The organism is Clostridium sp. DFI.1.208 (assembly GCF_024463855.1).
In the GTDB taxonomy this organism is placed as follows: Bacteria; Bacillota_I; Bacilli_A; order Erysipelotrichales; family Erysipelotrichaceae; genus Clostridium_AQ.
The window spans coordinates 16,912-28,834 of record NZ_JANGCA010000010.1; the positions used below are offsets into that span (position 1 = coordinate 16,912).

An 11,923-nucleotide genomic window follows, 5' to 3' on the forward strand; every position below is an offset into this window, starting at 1 on the left:
TCCCTTCCTTATTTTAGATCCTTTTTCCGCAGCAGTATATAGCTGCCTACATTATACAGGATTGCACTGGTAATTGCCACCATAGCAGCGCGGCTATAGAATAAAGCATCCCATTCTACAGGCAGCTGACCGGATATCGCATACAGAATATAATCCGTGTAATCCACGTTCAGTAACGACATGATACCGGCATGCAGCATGAAAATCGTCATACTGCCATAACCGACGGATACCAGAATGGCAAGCACCTTGCTTCCCGTCGCATGGATGAGCAGATTCAGAAAGGATGCAATCACCGTCAAAATCAGCATCTGCATCAATGAGTAGCCAATAAACTGCAAGATGTTGAAGGTGGCAAAGGAATCCTGCTGCCACAGGTTTTCCACAGCAACCATAACAATGATGGCTATCCAATAAATAAAAGCAGTGATAAACGAGAAGACAAAGCGTTCCAGCAACAGCAGCTCCTTGCGATGAATGGACGGATAAATATTCTTCACAAAGCCGCTGGCATATTCTTCACAGAAGAACAGAGATAAAAAGACTAAGACAGCAACCGCGTAAAATGCGCTTTTTGGAAAATAGTAGAGGAAATCCACAAGTGTATTCTTATCGGCATAAAAGCTCGCAAACGGCGTATTGTTTTGCAAACCGGCAGCATTCGTCATCCAGAAATACAACAGCAGCATGATGACCATGGCAATATAAAAGGACTTCTGCCGTACCATACGGTACAAATCCATTTTCAAATTATTCCACATGCTCTTCTCCCTCCTTCAGGAAATAGGCTTCCAAATCCTGATGATGATCCTCCATACCATAAAGTGCCACATCATTCATCACCAGCTGTCGGGCAATATGGGACGGGTCCTCATAATGATCATACAGGCGCAGAATTCCCTTTGGCAGCACCTCATACGTCTGTACAAAGCATTTTTCCTCGAGGATAACGCTTGCCCGTTTCACATCATCCACACGCAGCTGAAAGCAGTCCCGACAGCGCTCCAGCAATTCATCCTTTGTGAACTGCTCAATGATTTTTCCGGACCGAATCACAACAAAATCCGTAGCAACCTTATCCAGCTCCGCCAGCATATGGGAGCTGATCAGGATACTCATACCGCGCTCCTCCTGCAGACGCTTCAGCAGATCCCGCATATCACAGATTCCCTGCGGATCGAGACCGTTTGTCGGCTCATCCAGAATCAGCAGCTCGGGGTCTCCCAGCAATGCCATCGCAATTCCCAGACGCTGCTTCATTCCCATTGAGAAATTACCAGCCTTTTTCTTTCCTGTTGTGGAGAGTGAGCAAAGCTTTAACAGCTCCATTATCAGCTCATGGCTGCAGCAGCCCAGCATGAGTGCCTTCATTTTAAGATTGTCATATGCATTTAATGCCGGATACAGCCCCGCATTTTCTATCAGCGTACCGACACGCCGAAATACAAACGGATCATCCGCCGGATGCTTTCCAAACAGCTTCAGCTCCCCTTGTGTTTCATGCAGAAGACCGCTCATCAGCTTCATAAGCGTGGACTTTCCTGCCCCGTTTGGTCCAATCAGACCAGTGATTGATCCCTTCTTCATATGAAATGAAACCTGATCAACTGCTGTGAAATTATGAAATTTCTTCGTCAGTGCATTTGTTTCTACAATCCATTCCTTCATACTATCAGTCCTTCCTTGTACATGAAGATTATAACAAACGAAGTTTCAGAAACAGTCTGGAAAAGGTTAAGAAAGAATAAAGAAAAGGACCTTAGTCCTTCCATTTGAATCCAATGCCCCATATCGTTTCAATATATTCCCGTTTCGATACTGCATTCAGCTTGCTTCGGATATTGCTGATATGCACATTGATGGTCTTGTCATCTCCCAGATAATCATCTTCCCATGCATACTCATAAATTTCCTTTTTCGTACGTGCCCGTTTGACATCCCGCATCAGCAGCTCCAGAATTCTGTATTCATGTCTTGTCAAACGGATTTTCTTTCCCTGAATTTCCAAATGGCAGAAATCCGGAAGAAGAACAACACCGTCAACAGCGATTTCATGCTCCTGCTGCGGCATTCGCTTGCGCAGCTGTACCTGAATTCTGGCCTTCAGCTCCTTTAAATCAAACGGCTTGCATAAATAATCATCAGCCCCCTCATTCAGCAGAGCCACACGATCATCGATGGCATCCTTTGCGGATAATACGATAACCGGAAGCTGCTTTAGCTTCAGCTCCTTGAGAAGCGCTTCACCACTGATACCCGGCAGCATCAAATCAAGCAGTACAAGCGATACATTGGTTTGCTGTAAAACCAGACGCGCTTCTGTTCCGGAATACGCGTCCAGACAGGTGTAGTCCTTCTGCAGAAATTCACGAATCATGCTGTTGATTGTTTCATCGTCCTCAACGATCAATATGCGTTCTTCACTCACAGCTTTGTAAAATCCTTCAAGGGTAGCGTATCAGTAATATTCATGCCAAAGCCCGTCAGCAGTGCAATGCCTTCCTCACGATATGTATCGGTTTCCAGTGCAGCCGGCTCATGGGCATCGACACCGATGATTGCGGTATTGCCAACCTCTGCCGCAGTTTTCCAGAAATCTGTATGCGGATACTGCATGGTATGCATGATGTCATTATAAGCAGCCCCTGCCAGATTGTATTCCAGCGGTATGTTTAATTCCTTTGCGGCCTGACACAAGCGTATGGATTCCCGTTTTGCGACTTCATCAAAAACACGACGGCCGCGCATGAACAAATCCGGATGACACAAATAGGAATACAGACCGGTTTTCATTCCGGCGATGGCTTCATCCACATAGGCAATCAGCCATGCCTCCTCTTCGCATGCAGTCCCAAAATACACGCGCTCCTCATCCGTCTTATAATAATGATTACCAAAGATGATATAATCCAGCTTCCTGTCAATCAGAAATTGCTTCAGCCAATCGATATATTTTGGGAAATATTCACATTCCAATCCGATTTTGATGGATATCTGATCCTTATATTTTTCCTTCAAGGATGAAATGGAGGCATAGTAGTCATCAAATTTTGACAACGGCATTCGCATGTTCGCCACAAAATCGCTGTCATATTTCCATGGGGAATGATCAGAAAATCCGATTTCCTCATAACCGTTTTTAATAGCACTTTGTACATATTCCTCATCCCTGCCTGAGGCATGCATACAGCGCCGGGTATGCATGTGATAATTTGTTTTACGCATAGCTGCTCCCTTCTTTTATCAACAGGTATACTATACCACAAGTTAAGAGGGAATAACAAAAAACTGACTGTATTTTATGCTTTTGAATGCATTACATACAGTCAGCTTCTATGCGCTGTATTCGTTTTCCACATACACAACAGCCTGATTTCTTCCTTTTTCCTTTGCCTTGTAAAGAGCCTGATCACTTCGTTCATAGACATCGTGAAAGCAGGCGTTTGCGTGCTTGATGAGGCAGCAGCCAATGCTCATAGTCAACACTCTGTGCATTTCCAAAAGGCGGATTGCACGGATACGCTCCAGTATCGTATCCAGCAACTGCTGCAGCTGTGCTTCCTCCTGTATGCCGTTCAGATAGATACTGAACTCATCCCCGCCGATTCGTCCGGCAACATCATTGGGACGCAGCACATGCTTCATGATATCAACAATGCGTAAAATTGCTTCGTCTCCCACAAGATGACCATAGGTATCATTGACCTCCTTGAACTGGTCTACATCCAGAATAAGCAAAGCGCCCCAGGAAGCGGCATCCGCTTGCTTCATCTGTTCCTTGACGTGCTTTTCAAAAGCCTTCTTGTGATAAATTCCCGTAAATCCATCCAGCTCACTTGTGTAACGCAGCTTTTCGTTCTGTGCCATGATCTTCTTCTGCTGGTACTGGCTTTCCTCAAGCTCCATCTTCAATGCCAGACTTTGCCGTCCGCGCTTTTGTTCCTCTTTTTTAGCCAGTAGATTAAGCTGGTAGTTTTCCACAAGTGCATCCTTCAGCCGCTTATCCTCAAATTCACGCAGCAGACGAATGTACAGGTTGGACAGGCGGGCGAGCATCAGTGGATTATCGGCTAGATGAACCAGCGTCTCCATTTTCTGATACACCTTGTCGCACAAACAGCGATCCTTTTTACGCAGACAGATGTCAAAAAGAAAGGAAAGAAGCTGAAAGGTATTGTTCACATCCTGTTCCTGTCCGGATAGTCTCAGTATATCATCTACATGCATGCAGAATGCACTGTCATCCTTATTATAATCCGCCATAAAGGCAAGGGTGAGCACATAGTTTAGAAATAAAGAGGGGATGCCCATTTCCTGTTGATGCTCTACGAATAGCCTTTGCCATGCCGGGATACTTTCGTATTGACCAAGCTGTGCATATGCGATAATTATATTTGTAATCAAAACCGCATCCGAGCGATCCATAGGAATTCTGTTTTCTCTACGCTCTTTGAAGCCTTCCTTCAGATATTTCAAAGCATTGTCAAAATCCTCCACCTTGATAAACATCGTTCCGAGGTTATTCAAAATCAGATGGCGAAGATGCAGCTCGGGATGCTCCAGTGCTTTATAATACGCATTCAAAAACTGTTGCAGACCGGAAAGAAGATTGTCCTGATCACTGTATAGAACACCGGAAAAATTAGATAGCAGAATGTATGCCTTCGCACAGGCCTCATTGTTATCACACACTGTAATTCCTGCCAGACAGTCACGAATCGCCAGTGCATTTTCTTTTTTCAGATAGTGGCAGAGAGTGCTGTAATAATAAGCAAGTGCCTCATATGCAGGGCATTGCTGCGCATGCGCAAGCCTTAAAAGCTCCCTGCTGTCCTCCTGCATTCCATCCACATCCCTGCAGGCGCGTTTTCTTTTAATTTCTTCATCGAGGATGAACATCTGCTTATCCATTATATTTATCTCCACCTTTGTGATTATTGTAACACACTTTTCCCATGGAACAAGAGAAACCGTTATATATAAATAGAATTCACACAGATTATTCCTGCCGACCCATACATCCGTATGTATTTGTACATGAATATTGCATGATTGCAACGGTTAAAAGCATAGAAAAGCATGAACCGATAAAAAATCCAGGAGCCTTTCCACATGCTTCTGGCTAGGGGCCGTTTTTATCTAAAAAGCAGGCAGAATACCCCCACCTCAGTGGTCGATGAACAGGTGGGGGATGAATGCGCATGCTTTCATTAGAAGCCGCTTGCTCTATAGCTGGCGGTAGTTCACGTATGCAGCAGATATTGGAATAATGCCGATAGCAGGAAGGCTTTTCCGCTATTCTTCCCTTACGTATAGCAGCAATGGGAAGGCTATTTTCTACACGCATAGCGGAGGCAAACAGCCATAAGCGCCATGACATCCATGCTTTCTTGATTTTGTTATTGTAGAAAAAAGCTGAATATCTTTTTCATATTCAGCTCATCTTAATTAAAATATACGAATTCATCCTCCAGCGGCTGTGCTTCCGTCAGCTGCTTCACACACAGCACCGGAACATCCCCCTGATATTCCTCATCAAATTCGACTGCGATCTGTGCCGTGATGCTCACCCAGTCCTTTGGGATCAGATTACTGGCATGCTCATAATGACACAGCAGTCCAATCAGTGAAGTATCATCTGCACAACAGACCATGGCATACCGCCCAAAAACAAACGCATTCGGTATTCCGTCCACATGCGTTGCAATGACCTTTCCTTTCAGCTCTACGCTTTTTCCGTCATATTTACGGGGATGCTCCAGAGCATCCATATACCACAGACCATAATCGCCATCCTGAATGGTTATGATATCCGCTTGCAGATCAAAAGGCATCTCATCATCACCAAGCCCCACAATCTGACCGTCTTTTGTTTCATAAATCAGCTGTGCGCCCTTATTGATTGCCTTGATATTATTTCTCAGGTACAGCTTTTTGGTTGCTTCATCACAGCGATTAAAAATAATCGTCTCCGAGTGCAGCAGCTGGTCATATATCATGGAGCGCATATTGTTTAGATAAACTTCAAATGTGGAAGCATCCACTGTGGATAAAATCTGAACCAGAAGCCAGTCGAAGGGATATTCCACATCCATAAAACCATTCAAATTCCAGGTTCCGTTAAATTCAATCATGACACGGTCAGGTTCAATCAAGCTGTCACATTTCTTTAAAAATTCATAGCTCATCGCCGCTTCATTATCCACTGTGACCAGAGCGGTATTTGTTTTTGTCAGAAAATCATCATCGTATTCTTCCATACCTTCTTCACAGGCGAGCAGCAGTGTGCGTTCTCCGGTATTGAATCCCGCATCCAGCAGAGTTTCCTTGATCAATGTTGTTTTACCGCTTTCCAGAAATCCGGTAAACAGATATACAGGTACTGTCATAACCTTCTCCTATTCCGCATGAAACAGCTCTTTCAGCTTATCTTCTTTAAGCTTGGAGCCAATAACACAAAATCTTCCGGTATAGGTAGGCTGTCCTTTTCGTATTTCAAATTCTTCCGGAACCAGATCAAAATACAGCCATTCCTTACCTTCTGTTTTCAGCATCCCCTTTGCACGCAGGATAATACCATATTCTTCACTGGTTGAAAGCCTCTTCAGGATGCGCTGAAGCTCCTCTTCCTGATAGGTACGCACGGTTTCCATTCCCCAGCTGGTGAATACCTCATCTGCGTGGTGATGGTGATGATGATGGTGATCATGCGTACAGCTGCAGCCTTCCCCATGCTCATGATGATGGTCATGCTCGTGACCGCCTTCCTCTTCATGCCCGTGGTGATGGTCATGCTCGTGGCTGCATTCCTCCCCATGCTCGTGGTGATGATGCTCGTGACTACACTCCTCTTCATGCTCGTGGTAGTGACCGCATGTCGGACAGATGTCTGCTTCCGCAAGCAGCTCCTTTTCCAGTGACTGCTTCTGTTCCATAGCCTCCAGAATCTGTTCTCCGCTCAGCTCATCCCACGGAGTGGTGATGAATGTCGCATGTGCATTATGTGCTCTTACATCACGTGTTACACTTTGCAGCTTTTCCTCACTCAGATTTTGTGTACGGCTCAAAATAATGGTATTGGCATATTCGATTTGATTATTAAAGAACTCACCAAAGTTTTTCATATACATACGGCATTTCTGTGCATCCGCAACCGTCGTAAAGCTATTCATACAAATTTCGGTTTCTTCCGCCACTCCCTGTACTGCTCTTATTACATCCGACAGCTTACCGACACCGCTTGGCTCAATAATGATACGCTCCGGATGATATTCCGCAAGCACCTTCTTCAATGCCTCAGAAAAATCTCCAACCAGAGAACAACAGATACAGCCGGAATTCATTTCCCGGATTTCGATTCCTGCATCCTTTAAAAATCCACCGTCAATTCCGATTTCACCAAACTCATTTTCAATCAGAACGATCTTTTCCTTATGTAATACGTCCTTGATCAGCTTCTTGATCAGTGTTGTTTTTCCAGCTCCCAGAAAGCCAGAGATAATATCAATTTTTGTCATTCCAATAACCTTCTTTCCTGTTCCTTTGCAGTATTCCCAACGTCTGTTAGTATAACACCAGGATGCGAAACTTTCAAATGCAAAACCATCCTTCCTCGCAATGCTGAAAGGTAATGCTAACTTCCTTCCAGCTTTCCCTTCCTTATCATAAAGACTCTTTCCTTATCAGGAAGACCCTGTTTCATGAGGATCAGAACGCTACACATTGTCAGCCGATTCTTACACAGTATAAAAGCTAGTCGCATTCCAAGTCAAAATATCCAATCCTAGCTCTGCCATTTTTGTTTTCCTATTATAGCGGACCAGCATTTCATAGAAACAGCAGCTTATAAAATCAGCATCAAGACCTTTCCTCTACGCTAAAACCCTGCATTTGCAAAGGCAAAAACAGGGTGCTTTCTTAATTTTCTTATGTAAAGAAGCTTCCAATTATAAAAAACCTCAGGATTCCTTATATTCCTCATCAATGCTCTCCCAGCATTCCGCATGCCGGATGCCCAGCTTTTCCGGTTCAAACAGCGGATCCTTTCCCTGCTTTTTCTGCTTTGTGTAATCCTTTAAAGCAAGGAAGGCAATATTGCCCAGAAAGAGAATCACCAGAATGTTTTCAATCGCCATAAAGCCCATCAAAACATCAGCTAAATCCCATATGGTGGAAAAATCCGCCTGTGCGCCAAAGAAAATTACAGCAACTGTAACCAATCGGAATATAAGAAGTGCTTTCTTATCGTTAATGATGAACTTCAAATTGCTTTCCGCATAGCAATAGTTTCCAATCAGCGAGGAAAAGGCAAACAGGATAATGGAAATCGTTATGAAATGAATTCCCCAGACGCCTACCTCCGAGGAAACCGCTGTCTGAACATATGGCATTCCTGTCAGTCCGTCCTCGATACCAAAATTCAGCAGCATGAAGGCTGTCGTCGAGCAGATGAGAATCGTATCAATAAAAACAGATATCGTCTGTACAAGTCCCTGCTTAACCGGATGAGATACATCCGCGGTTGCCCCGGCATTTGGTGCAGAGCCCATCCCGGCTTCATTGGAAAACAGTCCCCGCTTGATGCCATACATAACACAGGAGCCTGCAAAGCCTCCGAAGATTGCCTGTAAATCAAAGGCTTCCTGAAAAATCTGTGCGAATATCGCCGGCAGTCCGCTGATATTGGCTACCGTTATGTAAAGTCCCAGCAGAATATACAGCACGGCCATGATGGGAACAATCGTAGAGCTGATGATACCGATACGATGAACCCCTCCGAAGATAACCGCTGCAGTAGCCCCTGCAAGAACAAGACCAACAAGCATGGAGGCTGTTTGTGTATCCGTTACGTAATATTCCAGCGCACTGCTCACATTATAGGCCTGTAAGCCGTTGAAGCCGAAAATAAAGCAGGCAATCAGCAATACGGCAAACAGAATCCCCAGCCATCTCTTATGCAAGGCTTTTTCTATATAATAAGCAGGACCTCCGCGAAACTGATCGCCATCGCGTTCCTTATATATTTGAGCCAGCGTGGATTCCACAAAGGCACTGGCTCCTCCAATCAGTGCAATCACCCACATCCAGAAGATGGAGCCTGCACCCCCTGCAGCAAGAGCGGTTGCGACACCCGCAATGTTTCCGGTTCCTACACGGGAGGCCGTTGAGATCATCAATGCCTGAAAAGAGGATACACCGTCATGGTGATGTGCCTTTTCCCCAAGCAGACGCAGCCCCTCCCCCAGCATGCGAAACTGTACAAAGCCTGTCCGTATGCTGAAATACAGACCAGCTGCGACCAATAAAATGATCAATATATTACTGTATAAAAAAGTGTTTAGATTTCCTAATAGCTCCTGAATGAAATTCACGCATTCACTTCCTTTCTTCTTATCGTACCCCGCATCCATCGCCTCATTCGCTGAATTTGCCCAAATAAAAACACGTTATTGGCGTGTTCAGGATGGAAATACCCGTATCAGTATACCATACTTATATAAAAATTGAAATCCTAGAATTTTAGTGATATATGATTGCATATCGCAAAACCTTTTCCATCGTGTTATACTTATACATATAAATAACGATGTAAAAAGGAGAGGCACATGAAATATCCGGTATTGCGAACCAGGTTTTTACCTAATTTATATAAGCATTGTAAAAAAGTACAGGTGCTTCATGTCAGCTATGAGGATCGGGGCTTTCTTTCATTTGATGAACAGCGCGGTATCTGGCTGAAGGAAACAAGAGAAAAGCTGTATGAACAGATTGAAGGCAATTTTACAACCTGTCAGGCTACGAGGGTATTCTCCCTCCATAGGGAAACCTTTGTCATTTTTAAGGATAATCTGACAAAGAAGCTCTTAACAGAGTTTTTGGAAAATCTACTCACTGAAATCAGCTATTATTGTGAAGATCAGGTGCAGTTTAGTTACCAGCTTCTCACTGCTGTATTGTTTCAGGATGGCTGTGAGCCAAGAATGACTATGGCAAATAAGCTTGGCATGGATATTGAAGACAGTGATGAAATCAAACAAAGCACCGTCCTTCACAAGCCGGGCAAGCCGCCAAGAGGCAAGTATTTCAAGAGCTGGAAGGATTATGAACAGCAGATTTCCAAGCGGCCTGCAGTCCGCACATCAAATTCGCAGCCTCAAAAGGAAGCGTCCACCGACATGGACTCTTATATGTATTACATATAAGAGTCCTTCAGCATATTGGTTCAGAAAAGCGATGTTTTCATCGCTTTTTTACCATTCGGTAAACGATCACTACTGTCACCTTTTCTGATTTATTCTTCCATCATGCTATAATAGAACAGGAGGTATGTTCTCATGTCTGTATATCTGATTCCCCTGCAGTCAGCACTGCTGCTGTTTCCGTTTCTTGCGGCGATGATCACGCTGCCCTATATCATTATGCAATATCGGAAATACGGATCGATACTGCCGATTCGTGTTCTGATTGTATATTCCTTTATATTTTATCTGCTATGCGCATATTTTCTTGTTGTGCTTCCCCTGCCGCCAATAGAAGAGGTCGCCAGCTATACAAAGCCGATTATGCAGCTGATTCCTTTTGCCTCTTTAAAAGAGTTCACCATGAACAGCTCCCTGATCTGGAATGATCCCGCTACCTATCTGACAGCATTGAATGAGCCAAGTCTGTATCTGATCGTCTTCAACATTCTGCTTACCGTTCCCTTTGGCGTTTATCTTCGCTACTATTTTCAATGCAGCTGGAAGAAAACCCTGCTGCTTACCTTTCTTCTGACCTTATCCTTTGAATGTCTGCAGCTGAGTGCACTGTTTGGGTACTATCCACGCCCTTATCGTCTGTTTGATGTTGACGATCTGATTACCAATACACTGGGCGGCATGCTGGGGTATGCAATCACACCGGTATTTGCTCATTTTCTCGTTTCACGAAGCCGTATGGATGAAAAAGCATATGACCGTGGAAGAAGCGTATCCCCATTGCGCAGAGTCTTGGCATTTTTCTTTGACAATCTCATTGTCCTATTGACAACAGCCATCATCACTGCGCTGATTCTGTTCTTACATGACGAGTTCCTGCTGATTAGTCCTGCCAACCGCATCTGTCTTATCTATCTGGCAGTCGTATTTGTGTATTTGTTCATTCTTCCGATACTCATGCACGGCAAAACGCTGGGAAAGGCAGCTGTGAAGATCAAGCTTGTAACCATGGATGGACACACACCGCACTGGTATCAGTATCTGCTTCATTTTATGATTCTTTACGGCCTCATCCTGCCTGCCCCGTTTTATATTTTTCATTGTGTGCTGGCCTTTCTAACGCAAAGCGCTGCAGCGCACTGGATGTACGGAGTAGCTGTGCTCATTCTGGCCTTCCTATATATCGTGACCATGTATCAGTGTATCCTGTCTTTGTTCGATAAGGATGCCATTCCCTGGTATGACAGATTCCTGCCGATAAAAAATCAATCCAGCATACAAGGGCTTGAGAAAGAAGCGCCAGCCTCAGACGCTACCTCGCCTACGGAGGAAGACATGAGCACATCAACCAGCTGATTGACTTCCTTGAGCGAATTGACCATAGGTCCATCCGTGAGGAATCCGCACAGCACATAGCAAATGGGATGTGTACAGCCTTCGCCAGAAACATGAAGCTTTTTTAAAGGATACATATGAAAAAATCTGCATAGAGTCCATACAGTTTTTGACACATGGTCTGTTAAAATAAATACGAAAAAGCAAACAGCGCTTCTCAGACAGGTGCTGTTTTTTTCACTGGCTGCCTTATGTTCACGACTTTGCGGCATACCTATTCTCATGAACGAATTGTTAAAAGACTATACGCAGGACATTGCAGGAAACGTTGTTTGCTTACAGATATCGTCTGGAAGGAAAACTGAATCCTACATCCGCTATGCTTGATTTTC

Annotated in this window: 10 protein-coding genes; 2 read left to right on the plus strand and 8 right to left on the minus strand. The window is 44.4% G+C overall.

Annotated features, from left to right (window positions below; all coding sequences use genetic code 11):
* Positions 1–8 precede the first annotated feature (8 nt).
* The 8 genes from NE665_RS07030 to NE665_RS07065 form a co-directional block, all read right to left on the minus strand.
* Positions 9–761 carry an ABC transporter permease gene (locus tag NE665_RS07030; RefSeq protein WP_117443365.1) on the minus strand — a complete coding sequence of 251 codons (753 nt, stop codon included), beginning with the start codon at positions 759–761 and terminating at the stop codon, positions 9–11.
* The gene (locus NE665_RS07035) at positions 751–1,668 is read right to left on the minus strand and encodes an ATP-binding cassette domain-containing protein (protein WP_117443364.1); all 918 of its coding nucleotides are present in this window, start codon (positions 1,666–1,668) and stop codon (positions 751–753) included. The genes NE665_RS07030 and NE665_RS07035 overlap by 11 nt, the downstream gene beginning before the upstream one ends.
* A gap of 91 nt (positions 1,669–1,759) precedes the next feature.
* A complete protein-coding gene (locus NE665_RS07040) occupies positions 1,760–2,428 on the minus strand; it encodes a response regulator transcription factor (protein ID WP_178759745.1) in 669 nt (222 codons plus the stop codon).
* Positions 2,425–3,225: a histidinol-phosphatase gene (locus tag NE665_RS07045; protein WP_117443362.1), complete on the minus strand. Its 801-nt coding sequence runs from the start codon at positions 3,223–3,225 to the stop codon at positions 2,425–2,427. The genes NE665_RS07040 and NE665_RS07045 overlap by 4 nt, the downstream gene beginning before the upstream one ends.
* Positions 3,226–3,333: 108 nt before the next feature.
* The gene (locus NE665_RS07050) at positions 3,334–4,911 is read right to left on the minus strand and encodes a GGDEF domain-containing protein (RefSeq protein ID WP_233104565.1); all 1,578 of its coding nucleotides are present in this window, start codon (positions 4,909–4,911) and stop codon (positions 3,334–3,336) included.
* A 533-nt stretch (positions 4,912–5,444) separates the two neighbouring features.
* A complete protein-coding gene (locus NE665_RS07055) occupies positions 5,445–6,389 on the minus strand; it encodes a GTP-binding protein (RefSeq protein WP_117443361.1) in 945 nt (314 codons plus the stop codon).
* 9 nt (positions 6,390–6,398) lie between these two features.
* Positions 6,399–7,517, minus strand: a complete 1,119-nt coding sequence (locus tag NE665_RS07060) for a CobW family GTP-binding protein (protein WP_178759744.1) — start codon at positions 7,515–7,517, stop codon at positions 6,399–6,401.
* 441 nt (positions 7,518–7,958) lie between these two features.
* A complete protein-coding gene (locus tag NE665_RS07065; protein WP_256302518.1) occupies positions 7,959–9,410 on the minus strand; it encodes an alanine/glycine:cation symporter family protein in 1,452 nt (483 codons plus the stop codon).
* 195 nt (positions 9,411–9,605) lie between these two features.
* Here NE665_RS07065 and NE665_RS07070 point away from each other — a divergent pair, with 195 nt between their 5' ends.
* Positions 9,606–10,202, plus strand: a complete 597-nt coding sequence (locus NE665_RS07070) for a hypothetical protein (protein WP_117443359.1) — start codon at positions 9,606–9,608, stop codon at positions 10,200–10,202.
* A 132-nt stretch (positions 10,203–10,334) separates the two neighbouring features.
* Positions 10,335–11,552, plus strand: coding sequence for a VanZ family protein (locus NE665_RS07075; protein ID WP_117443358.1), 1,218 nt, complete (start codon positions 10,335–10,337; stop codon positions 11,550–11,552).
* The last annotated feature ends 371 nt before the right edge of the window (positions 11,553–11,923 follow it).